The sequence below is a fragment of the Simiduia sp. 21SJ11W-1 genome, from assembly GCF_024138675.1.
Classification (GTDB): domain Bacteria; phylum Pseudomonadota; class Gammaproteobacteria; order Pseudomonadales; family Cellvibrionaceae; genus Simiduia.
Genome location: NZ_CP090959.1, coordinates 3,018,026 through 3,040,102 on the forward strand (window position 1 = coordinate 3,018,026; position 22,077 = coordinate 3,040,102).

Annotated in this window: 19 protein-coding genes; 7 read left to right on the forward strand and 12 right to left on the reverse strand. The window is 54.6% G+C overall.

Going from position 1 to position 22,077, the window contains the following annotated elements; translation table 11 throughout:
* Positions 1-5 precede the first annotated feature (5 nt).
* The gene (locus L1F30_RS13190; RefSeq protein WP_253356699.1) at positions 6-284 is read right to left on the reverse strand and encodes a Rho-binding antiterminator; all 279 of its coding nucleotides are present in this window, start codon (positions 282-284) and stop codon (positions 6-8) included.
* Between the two features lie 207 nt (positions 285-491).
* Between L1F30_RS13190 and L1F30_RS13195 the strand changes: the two genes are divergently transcribed.
* On the forward strand, positions 492-896 hold the full coding sequence (locus L1F30_RS13195) for a DUF1761 domain-containing protein (protein WP_253356700.1): 405 nt from the start codon (positions 492-494) through the stop codon (positions 894-896).
* A 100-nt stretch (positions 897-996) separates the two neighbouring features.
* Here the strand turns inward: L1F30_RS13195 and L1F30_RS13200 are convergent, their stop codons facing one another.
* The 8 genes from L1F30_RS13200 to L1F30_RS13235 form a co-directional block, all read right to left on the reverse strand.
* Positions 997-1,539 (reverse strand): GNAT family N-acetyltransferase, encoded by a 543-nt coding sequence (locus L1F30_RS13200; protein WP_253356701.1) that lies wholly within the window; start codon positions 1,537-1,539, stop codon positions 997-999.
* Between the two features lie 40 nt (positions 1,540-1,579).
* Positions 1,580-2,290 carry a heparan-alpha-glucosaminide N-acetyltransferase gene (locus tag L1F30_RS13205; protein ID WP_253356702.1) on the reverse strand — a complete coding sequence of 237 codons (711 nt, stop codon included), beginning with the start codon at positions 2,288-2,290 and terminating at the stop codon, positions 1,580-1,582.
* Positions 2,291-2,314: 24 nt separating this feature from the next.
* Positions 2,315-5,446 (reverse strand): efflux RND transporter permease subunit, encoded by a 3,132-nt coding sequence (locus tag L1F30_RS13210; protein WP_253356703.1) that lies wholly within the window; start codon positions 5,444-5,446, stop codon positions 2,315-2,317.
* The gene (locus tag L1F30_RS13215; protein ID WP_253356704.1) at positions 5,443-7,167 is read right to left on the reverse strand and encodes an efflux RND transporter periplasmic adaptor subunit; all 1,725 of its coding nucleotides are present in this window, start codon (positions 7,165-7,167) and stop codon (positions 5,443-5,445) included. The genes L1F30_RS13210 and L1F30_RS13215 overlap by 4 nt, the downstream gene beginning before the upstream one ends.
* 93 nt (positions 7,168-7,260) lie before the next feature.
* A complete protein-coding gene (locus tag L1F30_RS13220; protein WP_253356705.1) occupies positions 7,261-7,644 on the reverse strand; it encodes a hypothetical protein in 384 nt (127 codons plus the stop codon).
* A gap of 104 nt (positions 7,645-7,748) precedes the next feature.
* Complete coding sequence (locus L1F30_RS13225; protein WP_253356706.1) at positions 7,749-8,594, reverse strand: 2OG-Fe(II) oxygenase; 846 nt, start codon at positions 8,592-8,594, stop codon at positions 7,749-7,751.
* A gap of 70 nt (positions 8,595-8,664) precedes the next feature.
* Positions 8,665-9,768 (reverse strand): phosphoribosylaminoimidazolesuccinocarboxamide synthase, encoded by a 1,104-nt coding sequence (locus tag L1F30_RS13230; protein ID WP_253356707.1) that lies wholly within the window; start codon positions 9,766-9,768, stop codon positions 8,665-8,667.
* Positions 9,769-9,855: 87 nt separating this feature from the next.
* On the reverse strand, positions 9,856-10,413 hold the full coding sequence (locus tag L1F30_RS13235; RefSeq protein ID WP_253356708.1) for a hypothetical protein: 558 nt from the start codon (positions 10,411-10,413) through the stop codon (positions 9,856-9,858).
* Between the two features lie 279 nt (positions 10,414-10,692).
* On the opposite strand from L1F30_RS13235, the gene L1F30_RS13240 reads away from it, so the two are divergent.
* The 6 genes from L1F30_RS13240 (at position 10,693) to L1F30_RS13265 (ending at position 17,153) form a co-directional block, all read left to right on the forward strand.
* Complete coding sequence (locus L1F30_RS13240; RefSeq protein ID WP_253356709.1) at positions 10,693-10,983, forward strand: hypothetical protein; 291 nt, start codon at positions 10,693-10,695, stop codon at positions 10,981-10,983.
* A gap of 365 nt (positions 10,984-11,348) precedes the next feature.
* On the forward strand, positions 11,349-11,561 hold the full coding sequence (locus tag L1F30_RS13245) for a hypothetical protein (RefSeq protein ID WP_253356710.1): 213 nt from the start codon (positions 11,349-11,351) through the stop codon (positions 11,559-11,561).
* Between the two features lie 324 nt (positions 11,562-11,885).
* Entirely contained in the window at positions 11,886-13,373 is a 1,488-nt protein-coding gene (locus tag L1F30_RS13250) for a methyl-accepting chemotaxis protein (RefSeq protein WP_253356711.1), read from the forward strand.
* Between the two features lie 236 nt (positions 13,374-13,609).
* A complete protein-coding gene (locus L1F30_RS13255; protein WP_253356712.1) occupies positions 13,610-13,930 on the forward strand; it encodes a hypothetical protein in 321 nt (106 codons plus the stop codon).
* A 94-nt stretch (positions 13,931-14,024) separates the two neighbouring features.
* The gene (locus L1F30_RS13260; RefSeq protein ID WP_253356713.1) at positions 14,025-15,716 is read left to right on the forward strand and encodes a Zn-dependent hydrolase; all 1,692 of its coding nucleotides are present in this window, start codon (positions 14,025-14,027) and stop codon (positions 15,714-15,716) included.
* Between the two features lie 285 nt (positions 15,717-16,001).
* Positions 16,002-17,153 (forward strand): hypothetical protein, encoded by a 1,152-nt coding sequence (locus tag L1F30_RS13265; protein WP_253356714.1) that lies wholly within the window; start codon positions 16,002-16,004, stop codon positions 17,151-17,153.
* Positions 17,154-17,424: 271 nt separating this feature from the next.
* On the opposite strand, the gene L1F30_RS13270 is transcribed toward L1F30_RS13265, so the two are convergent.
* The 3 genes from L1F30_RS13270 to L1F30_RS13280 form a co-directional block, all read right to left on the reverse strand.
* Complete coding sequence (locus L1F30_RS13270) at positions 17,425-18,999, reverse strand: PAS domain-containing methyl-accepting chemotaxis protein (RefSeq protein WP_253356715.1); 1,575 nt, start codon at positions 18,997-18,999, stop codon at positions 17,425-17,427.
* 267 nt (positions 19,000-19,266) lie between these two features.
* Complete coding sequence (locus L1F30_RS13275; protein ID WP_253356716.1) at positions 19,267-21,141, reverse strand: DUF4382 domain-containing protein; 1,875 nt, start codon at positions 21,139-21,141, stop codon at positions 19,267-19,269.
* A gap of 96 nt (positions 21,142-21,237) precedes the next feature.
* On the reverse strand, positions 21,238-22,023 hold the full coding sequence (locus L1F30_RS13280) for a hypothetical protein (RefSeq protein WP_253356717.1): 786 nt from the start codon (positions 22,021-22,023) through the stop codon (positions 21,238-21,240).
* Between the last annotated feature and the right edge of the window lie 54 nt (positions 22,024-22,077).

Sequence of the window (22,077 nt, forward strand, 5' to 3'; positions counted from 1 at the left end):
TAACGCTATAGCTTAGTGCACGCAGCAGCCTGGGTGAGATCAATAAAGAAGTTGTGGGCGGCTGCGTTGCCCTCAGCCCACAGGCGCTGTATGTCATTCAAAGGCACTGCTACAGGCTCTTGGCCCGAACCTATTGCAAGCAGCAGGTATTCAGAGCCTCGGCGGGTGTTTATATCCAGTGCCTGCCCCACGCGCTGGGTGCCATCGGCCAAGGCCACACGCACGCGCGATTGGCGCATACAGACTATTTCAAAGTAATCGTGTTGTTCGCAGCTAATTGCCATAGCAAGCCCCCATGTAGCAGCAATCAGGCATGACTTGCCTGATTTTCCTAACAGCCTATTGCAACAGCTATTTATACAGCGATTCGTACAAGGCTTAAAGTTATCGCCCCCGGCGCTGTTTGGCTATGCTATAACGGTTGTTCACCGGCAGCACCGCGTTACGTAGCTGCCCCACCAATAAGCCTGAAACCCCAAAAGGATAACTATATGGATTTCGCCAGCTTGAATATTTTTGCAATTTTATGCGCCGCTCTCATCAGCTTTGCATTGGGCGGTATCTGGTATTCCCCTTTGCTGTTTGGCAAGCGCTGGATGCTTGAAACCGGCATATCCGAGGAAGACGCCAAAAAACAAAACATGGCCCGCGTTTTCGGTTTGGCATTTTTGGCAAACCTTGTTATTGCGTTAAATCTGGCCATGTTTTTGGGTGCCGAAAGCACACTGGCCAGCGGTGCCTTTTATGGATTTTTGGCAGGCTTTGGCTGGGTAGCCATGGCCATGGGCGTAAACGATTTATTTGAGCAACGCTCATTCACACTCTACGCCATTAACGCGGGCTTTAATGTAGTGGGTTTTACCTTGATGGGTGCCATCATTGGCGTTTGGCACTAGCCACTGGCTGCTCTGATAAACCCAAGGCCATATAATAGCGCCGGCAAGAATTCTGCCGGCCGTTAAAGGGCGTGCGTTAAAGTGCAAATTACAGTGTGGGCTATGTAGCGAGGCGGCGCGTGTAATACACCACCTCTGCATCACCCAGCGGATCTTTATGAATATCCGTTTTTACATAGCGCATACCAAGCTTTTTCATAACGGCAATAGAGGCCGTGTTGCCCGGCAGTGCAATAGCCGAAAGCGATCTAACCCCCGGTGCGCCGGCAACGGCCTCCGCCACTTGTGCGGCCGCTTCTGTCGCAAAGCCCTTACCCCAATAGGCCTGTTTAAACCGCCAACCCAACTCGAGGCATTGGTAATCTGGCGCGGGGCTGAAAAACTGCATGGGGCGCACCAGTACCCAGCCTAGAAACGCCTGATCTAGCCGGCTGTTTACTGCCCATAAGCCCCAACCCAACGCAGGATTACGGTATGCAGCCATACGTGGGATCATCACCTCGTCAATGGTTGAGCGCGCAGTCACTTTGCCGCCATTGATGTAGCGCATGACCTCTGGGTCTTGATCCAGCTCAAATAATAAATCGCCATCGTTTGCATCCATCAAACGAAAACACAAACGCGCGGTGGGGTTTATATTCATAGCAAGTCTCGGCTTTGGCGCAGCGGTTCGCGGTTCGCGGTTAGGCTAACTGTAAGGCAAGGTAAATTGCACCCATCAAAATTGGCTGATGCACAAGATAAACCAGCAGGCTGTGCCGGCCAGGCCACAAGAGTTTAGCGGAAATTCGCAAGCGGGCGGCCGGGTCGCGCAACAGTGCCGGGCTGTGCGCCAACGCAATACCCACCCACACCAATGCAAGCCAGGGGATGAGCGGCACCCAGTCGGCCGTGTAATCGGGGAACCACTCGGGCCAGGCTGCCACCAGATAACTAAGCGGCCAGGCATGAGGCCAATCTAAAATTGTCGCGCCTAAGAGCATAACCAAGGCCGCCACCAATGCCAGGCGCGGGTGATTTACCAAGGGCAAACTAACGAGGCTTGCCACGGCAATAAAATGTAACACGCCAAAATAAATCCATTGATCGCGCGCCAATATCCAACTTGCCAGGCTGATGGCAACCGCACCCGCCACCAGAGTCAATTCACGCCAGAAAAATAGCCGCCAGCGGATCACTGGCCCATGGGCGAACACCAAGCCCACGCCCACGCACAGGAAAAACAGCGACAAAATCACATAGCGAAATTCCCGCCAGCCTGCGCCATCGGGAATATCCCACTGATGCAGTCCAAACATTTTCAAATCGAAAATAAAGTGAAACACCACCATTAAAACAATGGCAATACAGCGCAATAAATCGACGGTGATGTTTCTTTGTGTATTGCTGTTCATGTGTTTTTAATATCTACACCGGGTTCAGGTATTTTCCGCAGTGATTGCGCGCGGCAATTGACGGGCTCGCCACAGCAAATACACCGCCGGCAATACCAGTAACGTTAACACCACAGAGCTTGCCATGCCGCCCACCATGGGTGCAGCCAACCGGCTCATGATTTCAGAACCCGTGCCCTCGCCCAACAACATGGGAACCAGCCCTGCGATGGTGGCCAGGGCGGTCATGAGTTTCGGCCGCAGCCGCAACACGGCTCCTGCCATCACCGCTTGCTGTAGATCACAAACTGTGGGGCGGGCCTTGCGCTCACGCAATTCGCACCAGGCTTGATCCAGGTATACCAGCATTATCACGCCGGTTTCCACCGCTACACCGGCAAGCGCCAACATACCCACGCCCACCGCAACGGAAAAGTGATAGCCCATGGCATCAATCAACCAGACGCTGCCTACTAAGGCCAACGGCAGCGTTAACATAATAAGCCCCACCTGGGCGAGATTACGAAAACACAGGTAAAGCAGTATCACAATTATCATCAACGTGAGTGGCACCACATACAATAAACGGGCCTTGGCGCGCTCCAGGTATTGGTATTGGCCTGCCCAGTTCAATGAGTAGCCCGGGGGCAACTGCAGGTGCTGTGCCAGATGCGCTTGGGCCTGTGCAACGTAGGTGCTTACGTCGGTATTATCGATATCGATAAACACCCAGGCATTGGGGCGGGCATTCTCACTTTTTATACCCGCAGCACCTTGTTCAACATAGATGTCTGCCACATCGCCCAGAGTAACCTGAAGGCCCGCGGGTGTCACAATGGGCAAAAGTGCCAGTTGTTCGGGCGAGCTGCGGTACTGCTGGGGGTAGCGAATATTCACCGGGTAGCGCTCTTGGCCTTCAACGGTTTGGGTGACATTGCGCCCGCCCACTGCCGTGCCAATCACTTGCTGAACATCACCAATGTTCAGGCCAAAGCGCGCTGCCCGCTCGCGGTTGATGTCTATTTTTATATAGCGCCCGGCCGCCACCCGCTCTGCATACGCAGAGCGCGTACCCGGCAGCTGGCCCAGCAGACGTTCGATTTCTGCCCCCAGGGTTTGCAGCTTATCCAGCGAAGGCCCCGCCACCTTAATACCCACCGGCGTTTTGATGCCCGTGGCCAACATGTCGATGCGCGTTTTAATAGGCATCACCCAGGCATTGGTCACACCGGGCAAATTCACCCGCGCATTCAGCTCAGCTTTCAGCGCCTCTGGCGTTAGCCCTTCGCGCCATTGGCTTTTGGGCTTAAGCCTGATGAAGGTTTCAATCATGGTCAGTGGTGCAGGGTCTGTAGCGGTATCAGCACGGCCCACCTTGCCAAACACCGTTTCAACTTCCGGAATGGTTTTAATGAGTTTGTTGGTTTGTTGCAGCAGTTCGCGCGCCTTGCCAATGGAGATGCTTTCATAGGTGGTGGGCATGTACATCAAGTCGCCTTCATCAAGCTCTGGCATAAACTCGCCACCCAAGCGCGCGAGCGGCCAGAGGATCGATGCAACAAGTAAGGCCGCCAATAGCAGGCAGGTTTTCGGCCACTGCAACACCCAGGTCAACAAGGGCCGGTAGCAGGCCTGGGCGATGCGATTAACGGGATTGGCCTGCTCTGGGCGCATGCGCCCGCGAATAAAGTAGCCCATAAGCACCGGTAACAGCGTCACGGCAATTAACGCACTTGCGGCCATGGCGTAGGTTTTGGTGTAGGCCAAGGGCGCGAACATGCGCCCTTCTTGCGCCTGCAAAGTAAATACCGGAATAAAGCTCACCGTGATAATCAGCAGGCTGAAAAATAACGCAGGCCCCACTTCTGTTGCACTTTTAATCACCAGCTGCCAACGGTTGTGTTTCGTAATTGGGGTGCGCTCTGCATGTTTGTGCAGGTTTTCAATCATCACAATGGCGCCGTCAATCATGGCGCCAATGGCGATGGCAATTCCACCGAGCGACATAATATTGGCATTGAGCCCCTGTGCCCGCATTACCAAAAAAGCCATAAGAATGCCGAGCGGCAGGCTTACCATCGCCACCAGTGATGAGCGCAGGTGAAATAAAAACACTGCGCACACCAGCGCCACCATGAGCAGCTCCTGGCCTAACTTATGCCACAAATTTTCAACTGCCCGCTCAATGAGCAGCGAGCGATCGTATACCGTTACCCATTCAACACCGGGTGGTAGGCTGGGCGTTAAGGCGTCTAGCTTTGCCTTTACATGTTTGATGGTTTGCTGGGCATTTTCACCCACGCGCATGGCAACAATGCCACCCACTGCTTCGCCTTCACCGTTCAACTCGGCCACACCACGGCGCATGGCCGGGCCCAGTTGTACCACTGCCACATCGCGCAACAAAATGGGCGTGCCCTTGTTATTCACCCGCAGCACAATGGTTTCCAAATCGGCAATGCTTGAAATGTAGCCGGTGGCGCGCAGCATGTACTCGGCCTCGGCCATCTCTACCACGCTGGCGCCAAGCTCCTGGTTGCCGCGCTCGATGGCGGCCTGCACCATGGCCAGCGGTATGCCGTAGGCGCGCAATTTTTGCGGATCTACCTGCACCTGGTATTGGCGCACCATGCCGCCAATGGCTGCCACTTCACTGACGCCGGGCAACGCTTGCAGTTCGTATTTTAGAAACCAGTCTTGCAGGCTGCGGAGCTCACTTAAGTCGTGCTGGCCTGTTCGATCAACCAGTGAATAGATAAACACCCAGCCCACACCTGTGGCATCCGGCCCCAATTGAGGGGTGGCACCGTTTGGCAAGCTGGGCGCCACCTGGCTTAGGTATTCCAACACCCGCGAACGCGCCCAGTAGAGATCGGTGTCGTCGTCGAAAATAACATACACATAGCTGTCGCCAAAAAACGAAAAACCACGCACGGTTTGTGCACCGGGCACACTGAGTAGCGCAGAGGTGAGCGGGTAGGTTACCTGGTCTTGCACCACTTGTGGCGACTGGCCCGGGTAGCGGGTTTTTACTATCACCTGCACGTCAGATAAATCAGGAATGGCATCCACCGGCGTTTGCTTAACCGCAACCAAGCCCGCGCCCACCACCAACACTGTGGCAAGCAACACCAGCAGCCGGTTGTGTACCGACCAGCGTATAAGCGCGTTGATCATTGCTCACCCCCGGCCGGCATCACATCGGCAATTGGGGTTGCGCTAATTACCGTGAAAACGCCCTTGCGCGCACGAAACCTGAATTGAATGCGTTGGCCGGGTTTTAAGGCGTTGATATCCACCGATGCTGCAATGCTGAAATCAACCGTGGCCGGGCCACGGCCCCATTTGGCCACCGGCCCCCGGCTGATGTTGGCCTGCCGGTGTTCGGTATCGAGTGTATTAATAACGCCTTGGGCTTGTGCAATATCGGCATCATCTGCAGTTGCATCAGGAGCTAAAGCGCTCTGTGACTGTGCAGACTCTGGCCTGTGAATGTTGATGATCCGAAAGGCTTGGCCGAGCTTTTCAATTTCAATGTGAACAGGTGCACCGGTTGTGAGGTCATCCATTGCAAGGCCCTCTGCCATGGCAAAATCCATGGTCATGGCAGGCCAATCCCATTGCGCTACAGCTTCGTGCTGCACGGTAAGCGTGCCAGCCGGTTGATTTACCGCCTTCACTTCTGCGGCCACCCACACAGAAGACTGGCCGCCCACCGGGCTCATGCGTAAAAAATCCGCGCTTTTGGAAGATTCCGAATCCAATAAAAATTGTGCAGATATCACCACTTCATCGCCAGGGGCCAGGCCCTCTGTGATTTCTATGTAGTGATCATCCATACGCCCCAATTGCACAGCCACCGATTTGAACCGGCCAGCCCCTAAGGCCTGCACAACACGATTTTGCGTGCCCGTGCGAATCACCGCTGCCCGTGGCACTGTCAGGGTGGGCGCAATGGTGTCGGTTTCAATATCAAGCTCGGCAAACATGTTGGGTTTTAAAAACCCTTTGGGATTTTCAAACCGGATGCGCACCGGCAATGTGCGGGTATCGGCATTCATTGTGGGGTAGATGTAGGCAAGCTCACCGGTAAATGTTTTACCCGGCAAGTGCGGCACGCGGATACTCACACGCTGGCCTTTACGCAGCAAGTTCACTTGCCGCGCGTACACATCGGCGTCTATCCACACGGTATCAATGGCGCCAATACTGAACAGGGTGCTGCCCGGCATGACATAAAAGCCCTCGCGAATGGCGAGCGACTCCACCACACCCGCTTGCGGTGCAAAATAGGTGAGCGATTGGCGCACCTTGCGCTCTGTCACCAAGGCATCTATGTGTTGCTCGGCCACTTTCAACGCCCGCAGGCGGTTCTTTGCGCCCTCGATCAAACGCCCCTCACCGCGCGCTAACGCCAGCAGCAAGTCTTCTTGGGCGTTCACAAGTTCTGGCGAGTAAAGGTCGTAAAGCGGCTGACCTTTTTTGACCGGGTCGCCCTCGGCTTTGACATAGAGCTTTTCTATCCAGCCGGCCACGCGCGGGTGCAGGTGTACGAGTTTATCTTCATCGTAACCCACGTAACCTACCGTGGTGATGCGCGCACTCAGGCTGCGCGCGCGCGCTGTGTCTGTGCGCACGCCAATGTTCAGTTCAACCTCGGGGCTGATGGTAACCGTGCCGGGCGCTTCGGTTTCTGTTTCATATACCGGCACAAGATCCATGCCCATGGGTGATTTACCCGGGCCATCGCGCCGGTAGTTTGGGTCCATGGGGGCCACCCAGTACAAGGGCCCTGCGCTGGCCGATTCAGTGGCCACCGGGCCTTTAGCTTCCGGTAAAAGGCTGGCCAGCAACAGGCCCAGCAGCGCGCCACAAACAAGCAGCAATATCGATTTCATAACACATCTCTTCTGGGGTGCGCGGGGTGCGCAATCACTCAACGTTTGCTGTTGGGAGTAAAAGCCACAAACGGCAGACGGATTTTGGGTGTGTTAGCTTTTGCGGGGCGGGTGGTAGAGAGGGTCTTGCAGAAATGAAGGGGCACGATTGGCGAGTGCCTGCATTATGGGTGCGCGGGTAATAGCCCAAGCCTCGGGGCCCGCAACGGGCAGTGCAGCGGCCAGGCTACATTGGCTCATGTCGCAATCACCTGAATCGCAGCAGGCACCTTGAGGGGCATTATTTACGGCACTCATCTGGTGGTGTGCGTGCGGGTCTTCGGCCTCAAAAGCGGCCACTGCATTCATCATAGCGTGGTTGCTGTGCAGGCCTTCTGAAGGCGCCATATCGCTACACCCTTGCGCAGCCGCCATCAGCTGGCTGCCAAAGGCAAGCAGCAACAGGGCAACAATGAGGGTGCGCAGACGTATCAGCATGTGAGGCTCGGCCGTTTGGTGTGCCGCAATAGTAGCCTTTGGGCTGGCGGTTCTGCAATCCGGGCAGCCACCCCCAAGGCACAAAGGCCCCTTGGGGCCCATCGTCAACCTTGGGTGCCGGTGCCCAGGGTATCTGCCATGGCGCCCGGCCCGCGATCGCGAAACCACTTGGTGATGATGGACTTGGTGCCCTCAACAACAGGCATACCGTGATGCTCGGTAAGAGGGTTGGGCGCGCCTGTGGGCTGCAGGTTATTCCAGATGAGCGCGCTGCCCTGGCGCGGGTAAAAGCTGCGCTCCAGGCGGGTAAAGTGGGTTGCACCGCCGGCCGGGGTATTGTTCAGGTAAATCATGAAGGTCCAGCTGCGCTGGCCGCGCGCACCGGCAAACTTGGCGTATTCAGGGGTTGCCGGTTGAAAGTAATCGGTGTGGGCCTTGAACTCCTCGCCTACCTGGTATTTTTGCCCTTGGGTGGCCTCGCCCCAAGCGGGATTAATACCGAGGGTCTGGGCAATGCGTGCATCCACCTCAGCCACAAGCGGATCGTTCATTTGGCCCAAATCGCAGGTTTGACTGGTGCGAAACCCCGCGTAAAGGCTGCCGGTGGTCACCGTGGAAGGCCTGAGCCAGGCATCCATCAAGGCCATAATGGCCTCGCACCGGGCGGCATCCAGAAAGTCTGGGATTTGGTAAAGCTGCACGCGGGTGTCGTCAATTGGGCTCGCGCCCACCGCCTGTGGGTTAGCCACAAGGCTTGGGCGCGACAATGCCACATAATCCACCTCGGCATCGGCCGTGGCTGTCGAGGCCAGGGGGGCACCGGCCAGGGTGAGCGCCTCGGTAATTTCACAGGCCGCGAAGCCTGCCCGCGCCAGTATGGCCTGTAACTCCTGCACATCGCAGCCGCGCGCCACGTTGTGACGCGTCCACTCTAGCCATTGTGCATCCATCCTTGCCTCCGCAAAGCGTTGAATTAACGGCCCCACCTCAAGCAGACCAAGGCCCTGTACGCGCGACTTGTTAGCGAATAAGCCCGAACTGCTGGTGCAACACCTCAATAATTTCGCCTTTCGGGTCGGCCGACAGAGCGATGGGCTGGCCGGTAATTTTTTCAGCAATGCCCGTGTAGGTGCGTGAAATGTCCATGAGCGCCTCAAGTGGCAGGGCGTTGTCGCGCGCCAGCGCCAGGCGCTCCGGGAAGCGGTCTTTATTGAGCAGTATGTCTGGGTCTGGGAAGTGGTTCAGCAAAAACTGGCGGAACCCCTCTTTGGAGTTTTCAACGATTTGCCCTGAGCGGTAGGCCTTGCCATCCCAAATGCGCGATGAATCGGGCGTGCCCACTTCATCCATGTAAATCAGCCGCTCTTGGCCCTCGGCATTTTTTACGTAGCCAAATTCAAATTTGGTATCCACAAAAATCTGATCGATACCCGCCAAGGCGTCGCTGATCACCCCGAAGCCTTCTTTTAACAAGCGCTCGTAGGTATTGATGTCGTCCAGGCTCGCAAAGCCGAAGGCGTTGGTATTTTGCTCTAGATTGGCGCGACTGATGTTAACGTCATCGGCCTCGGGCACTCCCGGAATGCCCTTGAGCACACCCTTTGTTGAGGGCGTAATTAGCAATTCATAGAGCTTTTGATCTTTTTGCAGGCCGTCGGGCAGGCGAATACCGCAAAACTCACGCTCGCCTTTGCTGTAGGCGCGCCACATAGAGCCTGTGATGTATTGCCGGCAAATGGCCTCTACCATCACCGGCCGCGCCTTCTGCACAATCCACACCAAAGGGTGTGGAATATCCAGTATGTGGCTGTCGGCCAAGCCCTGCGCCTTGAACAAGCCAAACCAGTGGTTGGAAATGGCGTTCAGCGCCGCCCCCTTTCCGGGCACACCGCGCACATCACCCTCGGCGTGCCAAATGCAATCAAAGGCCGAAATGCGATCGCTGATCACCATAATCGCCAAGGGGGCATCGGGCGCAACGTTGTAGCCGCGCTCGGTAATCAGGCGCTGGCTGTCTTCGGGGGTCAGCCAATAAACAGAGCGCACCTTGCCGCTGTGCACGGGTTTATGGGTGCGAATGGGAAGGTCATCGTTTACGGCGAGCACTTGGCGAGCGAGGGTCATGGAGGTACCTGATGGGGTAGAACAATAGGGCCAATTAAAGGCTGGCGATTTTACCAGCCTTCGGGCCCTTGCACAGTAACCTAGGGGTTATTTGACGCGTTCAACCCGGGCGAATCCAGCCTTGTCCTCCACATAAAGGTTATTCGCGCCCAGTGCACCTTTTTCAATACGGATTTTGGTGCCAGCTTTGTAGCGAAAACGGGATTTCTCTTTTTCACGCCATACATGGCCATTATCGAGCGTCAGGTAGTATTTACCGTAGGCGGCTTTCTCAGCGGCAGTCACTGTAGCGTGCAGCACGGGCGCCTCCTGTCCATTAGCCTCGCTACCATTAGCTGCACGGGCGGGGAATGCTTGTTCAATGGCGGCATCGGCGGGCGCAGCCACGGCAGCCTTACTGGCCGCGGCCTGAGCGGCAGCCTGGCCCTGAGCTTGGGCACTGAGCTTGCCTGAGTCTTTGGTAAATAACCGGTCAAAACAATCCAGGCGCTCAATGGCTGTGGTTATTTGGCTGCACTGCAGGCCTTGGGCAACCAGCTGCTCGGCTTTTGCGTTGTCTGCCAGTGCACTGCCGGCACCCAGTAACCCCATCAACCCCACTACCCCAAAAAACCCTGTTTTGCGTACCGCTTCTAGATGATTCATACCTTCTCTCTACTCCGTTTTTTTATTTGTACTGATACCGCGCAATTTGGCACCCTGAATGGGTCATTCACACACAGGCGCTGCCCTTCGGCCCAATTCTGCCACCTCGCTATGAGCCATGGCATATCAACTGGGCATTATCTGCCTTTTCTTCATAAAAATGCCAACCAGCGCATAGATTTTTTAAAAACCATTCGAAAACGGTATTGGCCAAAAAATCACCTGCTCACTATAGTGGCCTTCGTCTAATCAAATACCCATCCGGATTGGAGAGCCATCTTGAAGAATGTTTTTGCACTTTTAGTCACTGCTGCCTTGTTTTCTGGCGCAACCTTTGCTTGCGACAAACCGGCGGCACCCGAGCTGCCAGACCCCGCCAGTGCCGTAACGGCGCAAATGATCAAGGCCAAAAACGATGTAAAAGCCTACCTCGATGCTGCCAATAGCTACATTGAGTGTGTTAAAGGCAATGCCAGCCGCCACAACGCCATGATTGGCGAAATGGAAACGGTAGCCGCCAACTTCAACGAGGCCGTTCGCGCCTACAAAGAGCGCATGACTGCAGGCTAAGCCCCTGGTTGCGTTTCCCAAAGCCGCGTATTCACGCGGCTTTTTTATTGGCCGCGGCTCGGTAAACCCCTGGGCTTGGCTAGCTGCGAGCCTTAGCTAACCAGGCGCCGCAACCAACCTTCACATTAACGCTTTAGAAAAAACATTAAGAAAATTCACTTTAATTTCATTTCTTTATATGCGGCTAGCAAGTCAAGCTGCAGCCACCCACTAAATACCCTTTCCGCTCAGCCAAACCGACTACACTTTCCTGGCAAACAAAGGCTCTTAAACACTTAAGGTGCCGGCTGCCTGCGGGCAGGTGTATTGAAGCCACCCCAGCACATTCACTCAAAACGCCAAAGCATGTACGAAGGGATTATTGCATGAATATTTTCTACCTTGGCCAGCAGGTCATTGGCAATCTCAAGCTTAGCCACAAGTTTTCCGTTATTCTGGCACTGCTGTTGTTACCCATGATTTATGCCACCGTCGAGATAGTGGGCAGCTTCAGAGCTAACATCACCGCTTGGGATACAAAGCTCACCGGGGCAAAATTGATTTACACCCTGCACCCCATTCGCATAAACACTGCGTAACATCGTGGTTTAACGGCAAGCTGGCTGGGCAACCCCAATGGTGATGGCGCCAATAAAATTACCGCCAAGCGCCAACAGCTCAACAGCCTATACACCGCGGCCATTGACTAAGCAAAAACTCTGGGTTTCGACCAGGCCGCAGAAAACCTTGCCGATTTACAACAACGGTTTCGCACCTTTGCTGGCACCATTAACCGAGCCAGTAACCCAGACGAAGTCTTCACTCAGCACTCAAAATTTGTAGCCCAAGTTAATGCAGTAATAGACGGCATCGCCACCAAAAGCGGGCTGATTCTTGATCAACAGCTCACCACCTACTTATCAATGAATCTGTTTGTGTATGAATTGCCTGAAATTGCCGAAATCACCGGCAAACTGCGTGGGAGAGGTGCCGGTGTGGCCGCCAAAGGCAGTTTTACACCCGAGATCTTTATTGAAGTATCTGGCTATGTAGAGCGGCTGTCTCAAATGCAGCAAAAGATTAAAGGGGCGAAAGAGGCACTGATCGCCACCGACAAAACCTTAAGCCAAACGCTGGACGGGCCCGCTAACAATACGCTTTCTGCACTTGAGAAATTTGTTGAGCTAACCGATGCACAACTGCTAAAACCGGCAATCCCCACCATTTCTGCAGCCGACTATTTCGCTTTGGGCACCTCAGTAATCACAGCTCAGGGCGAATTGTATGAACAGGTTTTTCAGCTGTTTACAGAGCGGGCGCGCTATGCACGCAACAACGCCGCCACTCAACAGTTCATGGTGCTCACCATTTACGCGGCATTAACCCTGTGCGCACTCTATTTACTGATCAGCTTTCAGCTCAATACCCGCGCGTCCATAAAAAGCATTCTTGATGCAGCCCATTCACTCAGAGATGGCAAACTCAACGTACTGCTAAAACCCAGTTCAAGCGATGAACTCAGTGAAGCCATTCACGGGTTAAACGATGCCATGCAATCACTGCAAAAACAGGTAAAAGCCATTGCCAACGAATCAACCCTGCTGAATAACACAGCGGAATCCCTGGATAAGGTTTCCCAAGCCACGCGCCAATCCGGTGATAGCCAGCAACAGCAAATTGCCCGCGTACTGACTGATGTTGGGCACTCAAGTGAATCCGCCCAAAGTGTATTGCGACTGTGTGAAGATGCCGCTCTGCGCGCCAAGCAAGCCGTAGGCGCCTCTGAGAACTGCTCGGCAAGCTCACTGCTCTCTGCCGATGCCAGCCGCGAACTGGCTACAAACATCACCGCAGCAGCCGGTGAAATCAGTGAACTTTCCAACAGGGTACAAGACATCTCCTCGGTGATAGATGCCATTCGCGGCATTGCTGAACAAACCAATTTACTGGCACTCAATGCAGCCATTGAAGCCGCTCGCGCCGGTGAACAGGGCCGGGGCTTTGCGGTAGTGGCTGATGAGGTGCGCACACTTGCCAGCCGCACCCAGGAAGCCACCCAGGAAATTCACAAGTCGATCCAAAGCCTGCAAGCAGGCGCCGCCAATGCCGTAAGTGTGATGGAGCAGTCCTCCTCGCAGGCTGGTAAAAGTGAAGAACAAACCCGTAAAACCGGCAAAGAACTGGACGAGGTAACCACCGCCATCAAGGCGATGGCTGCGGTGATTGGGCAGGTGGCCGCGGCCGCCAAAGAACAAGCCACTACCGCCAGCAACATTGAAAACGCGGTAGGCCAAGTAAGCCACGCCTCGGCAGAGCTGGTAAACGGTGCCGAGCAAGTGGCCGAAAACGCCAAGTCTGTATTTGCCCGCAGCAGGGAGCTGGATCAAGTGGTGGCAGGCTTTGAGGTTTAGGCCCGATGGCGCGGGCAGGCTGTGACGCACAGCAGGTTTACAGGTTTTGTTGAAGCGCCCAAAATGCTAGGCTGATACCGGCTGCAACGCGCCGCACCAGGCCACATAAAGCAGGCCGAATTAGCAACGGGCCAGCATCATAGGCCAGCCACTAATTACACGCGAGCGCCACACTGCAGATAACCATAACAAGCGATCTACTCGCCGCCCAACCACTTGATACAAAAGGCCAGGCCATGGATTTGAAGCAAATTATCAAGCAATACAACGACCTCTGCGAAGACAACGATTGGCAGGTTTTCCACACGCCAAAGAACCTGGCTTCCGCAGTGTCTGTGAGCGCCAGCAAAATATTGCAGCACTACCAGTGGATCACCGAGGAAGAATCCATCACCCTCGGGCGACTGCCCCAAAGCCGCGAGCGTATTGAGGCGGGCATTACTGAAACCTTTTTTTACCTGCTGGCACTGGCTAACCGTTCAGGCATTGATCTTGAAAAGGCCATCGCGGCCAAGGCGGCCAAAGATGCCGAAGAGTTTAAAGGCGCGCCCGACTAACCCACTCAAATCTCTCTTGCGAACACCTGTGCGCCATTCGTCCTACTGGCCACAGGTTTCTGTAATCACATTCATAGCATTTAGCGAGGCCACCATGCGCGCTCTAACCCTTGCGGCAACCTTCTGTGCCGCCACCCTGCTCGCCAGCTGCGGGCAAAAAACCGACGCTCCCAAAAACACCCAGCAAGCGAAAGATCCACACACCCTGGCTGCAATAAGCAAAGATCGTTTCGATATCTACGCCAACTATACGCTCACCGCCGACCTCAGCCATTTGTCCAGCAACCAGCGCCAGATGATTAGCCTGCTCATTGATGCCAGCAAAATCATGGATGATTTGTTCTGGGCACAGGCCTACGGCAACAAGCAAGCCCTGCTGAATGCCATCAGTGATCAGCCCACTCGCCGGTTTGCAGAAATTAATTACGGCCCCTGGGATCGGCTGGCAGGTGACGCGCCATTTCTCAAGGGTATTGCCGATAAACCCAAAGGTGCGCAATTTTACCCGGCAGACATGACCAAAACCGAATATGAGCAATGGCGCGCCGAGCACGAAGTCATGCTCAACACCACCCGCGATCTTGAGCTCTACTCTATGGTTGAGCGGGGCCCGGAGGGCCAGCTATTGGTGGTGCCCTACAGCAAGAAATTTTCCGAACAGCTTACCCGCGCAGCCAAGTTGCTGCGCGAGGCCGCCAAGCTTGCCGACAACGCCGAGTTCAAAAACTACTTGAACATGCGCGCCCACGCCATCGAAACCGATGACTACCAGCCCTCAGACATGGCCTGGATGGACATGAAAACCAACCCGGTAGAACTGGTGATTGGTGCCATTGAAACCTATGAAGACCAGCTATTTGGCTACCGCGCAGCCTATGAGTCCTACGTGCTGATCAAAGATCAGGCATGGAGCGAGAAGCTGGCGCACTACGCGGCCTTCCTGCCAGAGCTGCAGGCCAACTTGCCGGTGGATGAAGCCTACAAAACCGAAACACCCGGCACAGATGCCGACCTGAACGCCTACGATGTGGTCTACTACGCGGGCCACTCCAATGCGGGCTCGAAAACCATCGCCATCAATCTGCCCAACGATGAGCAGGTACAACTGGAAAAAGGCACGCGCCGCTTGCAATTAAAGAACGCCATGCAAGCCAAGTTCGACAAAATTCTGGTGCCCATAGCAGAGCAACTGATTGCCAAAGACCAACAGCAGCACATCACTTTCGATGCCTTTTTTGCCAACACCATGTTCCACGAAGTGGCCCACGGCCTGGGCATTAAAAATACTATCAATGGCAAAGGCCTGGTGCGCTCGGCACTGAAAGAAACCGCCTCCTCCATGGAAGAAGGCAAGGCCGACGTACTGGGCCTGTACATGATTTCTGAGCTTTACAAGCGTGACCAAATCGCCGAAGGCGAGTTAATGGACAACTACGTCACTTTCCTCGCGGGTATCTTCCGCTCGGTACGCTTCGGCGCCACTTCCGCCCACGGCAAAGCCAACATGGTGCGCTTTAATTATTTCCGCGATGCAGGCGCCTTCAGCATTGATGACGACGGCCGTTACCGGGTGGAATTTGAAGCCATGAACAAGGCGGTGAACAACCTCTCCAACCTGCTGCTTACCCTACAGGGCAATGGCGACTATGAAGGCGTAGTGAAGCTGATTGAAGAGAAAGGCCAAATGGGTGCAGACCTGCAGGCCGAGCTGAATAAGCTCACAGCCGCGGGCATTCCAGTAGACATCGTATTTGAACAGGGCAAATCGGTACTGGGTTTAAAATAAATCCCGGCTAGCAGTTAAAAAGGCCGCCGTTTTTGCGCGGCCTTTTTATTTTGTACTAGCAACGCCTCTGCCGCCTGATCAAGGCCTGGCCTGATCACGGCCTGGCCTGAAATCTTTGCGCCCATCAGCTCCCAACATTGCTGACCTGCAACACCCTAGGGTGCAGCTCCTAGCTGCAAGGCGATTGGTTTCGATCTGGCGAGACACTTTCAATCAACCTTAAGGGTTGCACTGCAAAAGTTTGCATGCGTAATATGCGGGCTTTCACTTGGAGCGGCCCCGGCCTTGAACATCATGGAAGAACACATCAGCAGGTGGTTTTGCGCCTGCATTCTGCTTGCGCTGCTCACCGGTTGCGCCAACCTGGTAAGCCCCGCCCGGATTCACGAACGCGACCTGGCGTCACGCCTGTTCGATATTCAGCAGTTTCACGCCGGCCACCCAGAGGTTCACGCGCCGCTGGAAGTGGTTGGGCACGGCGCCGGTGCCTTTCGGCAATACCCCATGAATGTGTTTGAATCCGAGAGCACCGTGCAGGTGCGCGGCAACCATTGGCCGCTCAAGGCCGCCTACGCGCTGCCGGTAGAACAACTAATCGATAAATCTTTTCGCTTTTATCAGATAGATGCCGTTGAAATTGATGTGCAGGTGCCACCTGAAAATCACCCTTTGTGCAGAGCCCTTGGCGACACATGCGCAGTGGTAATGCACGACACCCCAGACTGGGATGCCATCGCACCCGGTAGCCCCGCATACCAGTATCTGTTGGAAAATTCGCTGGTGAATATTCTGGATTTTGTGGTGCAACAAGGCTTTCATGAGAAGCACATCATTTATCTGGATCTGAAATCCCCACGCAAATGCCAGCTCACGGATTATGCCAACGACAGCTGTAAGCGCTACCCGGACCTATTGCTGCCAATATTGAAAAAGTACGTAGCTATTGAAAGGCACAAGGCACCCACGGCTACAGGGGGTGCCTCCTGGCTGCGGCTGGTTTCTTTTTCTCCGGGCCTTTTGCGCTACCTGCACCAGAGGTTTGAAGGGCACACACCCAGTGGCAAGGCGTTACGGGATGCCACAAGCTTCGGCTTTATTGCAGGCTACTCAGGCAAGGGATTTTTAGGCTTGAAACCTTTGCTCGCGCAAGCAAAAGGGCCTGTACCCGAGCTTTCAACAGCCATGAGCGAAACCATTGCCGCCGCACCCTACATCGATCGTATCTGGTTTTCCGTGCGAGGGCTTGAAAGCCCCGCAGAAGAAATTAATCGGTTGGCAAGCCTGCGCACTGTAGCCTTGAAAAATAACAGTGCACTTAAGCCCTTTGCATTTAGCGTAGCCACCTATGATGTTTCCTGGCAGGACTATCAATCAGGGCTTAGCGCACTAAAACCCGCACTGACCTCTTTTATGATCGACGTGGATACTTCGCCTTGATTACAACCTTAGGTAGCCAGGCTGTGAATATTGCGTTCAAGCAGCCAAAAAAGCACCAGATTTTGGCGGCGCCTGCTACCGCTGCCTTAAACTTTGCAGAGTGCTCAACCACACAACGTTCACCTATTGCTAAACAACCTCATCTTTGGCTGGCTACCTAGCAAATTTATGTAAGTAAAACTTCAAGGCCCCAGTTTTAGAAAAGCCTGCCCTTTGTGGCAGATAACAATCTACCTTCCAACTACATTCTTTGAAATCACGCATCTACACATTACGCACCAAAGCGCTCGATCAGCAAAAACTGGTGTTGCGCTAAGGTTTCCAGCTCGCCACACACCTGCGAGGTACTGACAGTTTCTTCACGTGTGGTTTTGGAAATAGACTCAATGGTTTGCGTGTTATCGTCTATGGCCACTGCCATTTCAGATTGACGCTTGGCAGACGATGCAATTTCACTGGCATTGCGGTTAATAATAGCCACCGATTCACTGATAGTCCCCAGTGCCTCACCCACGTTTCGCATCTCGGTTAAACTTGAATCTGCAAAGCGTGAGCACTCTTCCATGTTGGTTGCGGCATCTGTGGTAGCTGCACCCAAGTTCGCAATAATCTCCTGGATGTGCTGCGTAGATTCCTGAGTGCGCTGCGCCAGTGTCCGTACTTCATCGGCCACCACGGCAAAACCGCGGCCCTGTTCACCTGCGCGCGCAGCCTCAATAGCTGCATTTAAAGCAAGCAAATTGGTTTGCTCGGCAATGCCACGAATTACATCAACAACAGAGGCAATTTTCCCGCTATCTTCCGTCAGGCGCGCCATTACCGCTTCCAGGCTGCTCACCATATTGGTGAGATCTTTGATGGCGCCGTCTGCGGTATTTAACACTTGGCGGCCATCAGCCACCTGGGTTAATGCGCTTGACGTTAACTCTGATGTTTCACCGGCCCCTTGGGCCACTGAATGAATTTGCGACACCATGTCTCTGATGGCGGCACTCACCCGGCTGGTTTCGCTCTGCTGTTTTTCCATGCCTTGATTGCTGCTATTGGCCTGATTTTGCGCTACCTGGGCTTTACTAAGTAGCTCTTTCGAGGCCTCGCCAAATCGCAGCAATGCAGTGTTCAGCCTTGCCTGCTTGGCCAGAAAGGCAAGCTCAATAGTTCCGGCAGAATGGGTTTTCCCGGTATAAACGTAAGTGGCGAGCGGGTCGTCTAATTCGGCCTTGGCGGCCGCAAGCGCATCACTAATACGCGATTCACTAAACCAATGCAGCAGGCAACCAAACCCCACGCCTATGGCCAATTCAACAAGTGCTGCACTCAGGCTCAGCTGGCCCATAACGCCGAGCAGCACCCATAAAGCTACGGTCACCAAACTGCCCGCGCACACCGCGGCCGAAAACTTATCCCACAGCACTTTTGAGGCAGGCACCGCGTCTTTACCTGCGCGCAGGCGCCCATAGGCCTGTTCTGCCCGTGCCCTTGCCGGCTCCGGCAGTGCCACGCGAACGGATTCGTAGCCCACTATCTGGCCATGTTCTTTAAGCGGCGTCACATAGGCATCCACCCAATAGTGATCGCCATTTTTGCAACGATTTACTACAGCACCCATCCACGGGCGGCCGCTTTTCAAGGTGCTCCACAGGCCTTCAAACGCCGCCTGGGGCATATCCGGGTGGCGGATAATATTGTGCGCCTGACCTATTAATTCATCGCGTTCATATTGGGCGATTTCACAGAAGTAATCGTTACAGTAGGTGAGCACCCCCTTGGTATTGGTAGCGCTGATGATCTCTTTTCCTGGTTGAACCGGTACATTGCGCCCGGTCACTGGGCCTGTTTTACGCACCCTAGCCTCCTCAACATTTTGTCAGCTGCCCATCGGCAGGCCACCTTGCTATAGCAGCTTAGACGCTATCGGCGTGAGATCCGAAAATTTAAGCGGCAAAGCCCATCATGGCGGCTCAATCAACCTGTGCGGGCGAAACGCGGAGTTTTTACAGGGGCCAATACAAAAGGCCCTCAACTTATGTTGAGGGCCTATGCAAAGTAGTGGGCGAACTATTTGAACAGAAAAGCCTGCAGCACTTGGGAGCTACAGGCTAAAGCCTGCGCTTTATGCATCGGGCCCAGCCACCACAACCACCAGGCGCGCGGCAGTAAAAGTGTCGGTTTCTGGCTCCCAGCGGCCGCTGGCACTTAGGCGTGCAAGCTGTAACCCGGCTGTGGCCTGTTCATTGAGGGCGCTGCTGAATTCGGCAAAGTTTAGAAATACCTGCACCGATTCGCTGCCTTTCACCACCAGCGAATACAGCGCATTGGGAGCGCCTGCAGGTGCAATGGTCAACCGCTCTGTGCCCGCCAATGGCTCGCGAAAGCCGGCAAAGCTCACCAGGCCTTTATCGCTCTCAGTCACACTTAGTGCAATGGATTCAGCACTGGATTCCAACAGCCCGGAAGACGCCTTATCCCACGAGAGGTGCAAACCCGCACCCCGGTTAGCCACCTGTAAATCAATCAATGTGGTGGCTTCAAAATCCCAGGGGTTAATGGCGGCACTAGCACTGAAATCGTAGGGCGTAACCCAGCCGCGCGCTTTCAGGTAATCACCGGCTGCCAGCGTGTGCGGCAAACCGTTCTCGTAAATGCGATACAGCGCGGCATCTGCTTCGCTATCAACCCATTGGTAGGCGGCGGGCCTGCGGCCATTGAACAGCGACAACTCGGAAACCAGTATGCCATTGCTCACCTCTGTGACTTTTGCCCGCAATTGATTTTTCAGCAGGCCCACATGGCTAGCCTGCACGCCGTCACCGGCAACCTCGTCATACACGCGCACGCGCTGGCCGATGCTGACCGCCGAGCTGTCGAGCATATCCATCGCGCCTGGGCGGGAGATGTTTGTGCTGTCTGTTAAAGTGAACATCAACTCCGGGCTCACTTCAACAGACATGTCATCCGGTGTGAAACGCACGCCTTGCACCGTCACTTGATTGCCACTGCGGGCAGTTACCACGCCTTTAATAAACTCACCGCCAGCCCAGGGCACACTGCTGCCCGCATACACGGTATCCACCACCACACGCGCATCGGCTTCAACAAAGTGCCCGTGAGCAACAAGTGGCGTGTCTGCCGCCATTGCGGCCAAGGCCGTTAAACCTTCAGCGCCGCTATAACTTTGCTGATCAATTTCATAGGCGGCATCTTCCGCTACCGCTAAAGTAATTTCACCAAAGGCGCCATCGCGCAAATGAAACGGGCGAATAGCCAAAGTCATACTCGCATCTGCTTCATTCACGCTTTGAAGCAGGCCGCGAATGCGGTGATCGCGCGCGGCGTCGAGCAGCGGTTCGGCCACCCACACAGCGGCCACCTCGGTGGTTGCCGTGTCGTCAGTCACATCTTCAGGCGTGCCTGCGTCATCTGTCACCACCACATTGGAGGCGTCCAGATCGAAATCCAATGTAAAGCGCGCGGGCATGCCCGTGCGCAAACGCAAACCGCGATCGTCACCAAAGCCTGCCAAGTCAATCGCCACGCTTACCTCGCCAAGGGGGTTGTTTTGCGCATCTATCGCGGTGGCAGCTAACAGGTTGCCTTCTGCATCCTGCGTTACGATGTTGGCGTCGGCAAAGTTGAGGTTTGCTATGGCCTTGGTATATACACCCACAGGCACAGACGCCACCGATAAAATTTCTGTCACATCTGTGTACTGGGCAAAATCAATACGGGCGCTGTTTGGCAACACGCTGATTTCATCGCCGGCAAGATTCACCAGCTGCAAGCTATCCACGGCAACTTCGTATTGAATAAAATCGCCTTCGGCATCGGTAATACCGATGGTGAGGCTGGTGTTTTCAGCCGCGGGTTCTACCACCGGTTGATCTGGCTCGCCACTGGCACTGCCGCCGCCACAGGCCACCAAGCCACAACCCAATATCGCCAGAGCCAGCGGCCCCACCACAGTTTTTTTGATTTTCGAATATTCCATTGTCAGCTCCCAAAGCCAATTCGTTGAATGAACATTGGGTACAACGGCGCATCCGGCCATCGGTTGACACCTATACAAAAAATTAGTGCGCGGACATCAATTTTGCGTTACAGGCCAGGCTTCTAGGGCCTGCTGCAAATGGAGGAACAAGGTGAGCCGGCTACGGGGCACTAAAATCCGGCGCTGGAATTCATCGTGTGGCTGACGGGCGACGTAAAAACTGCCGGGTGCAGTATGGCTTGCCTGCCAATAGCGAAACAAGGATTCACTCACAATCCCAAAATCGCAGCGGTCCTGATCAAGCATTTCCAGCACCACCTCTTCACGGGTTGTTTTTATTTGGCGCAAAACACCTTCGGAGACAGCTTCACTCACACCCACATAGTAATTGCCCAACACCAGACAGGCGAGCTTACCGTGCAACGAGCTTGCATCGACAAATTCAAAAGGGCGAAGCGCCTTGGACACAAATATATCGCGATCGTTGAAAATGGCTGAAGTCCACCAGTAGCGCTGTTCATCCGGGTCTTTAAACCAGAGTGGATTAACGCCGATCACCGGCCCATCAAGCTGCCCCTGAGACAGCTTCCGATCCACGCGATTGCGCGGCAGATACTCAAGATAAAAGTGATACCCGCCAGGCACATTGTTCAGGTGGCTAACCAATTCAAAATAGTCACCCTGCTGGCTCGAGGGATCAACGATATAGGGCGGTTTATCGTGGTAGTAATAGAGCGGGATACTTTCGCGCTGGCTTTCAGAGTGCGCCTCAGATGCAGCAACGCCCTGAAACCCGCGCGGCGAAAACTCCTGGCCATAGAGCACACCACTGCCCAAGGCCGCGAAAAGTGGCAACGCTCGCGCTACCCGTAAAATTTTCACCCGCACCACGTTCAACAGCGCTACCAACGTCAGGCCTTGAATGAGCGACCTCCA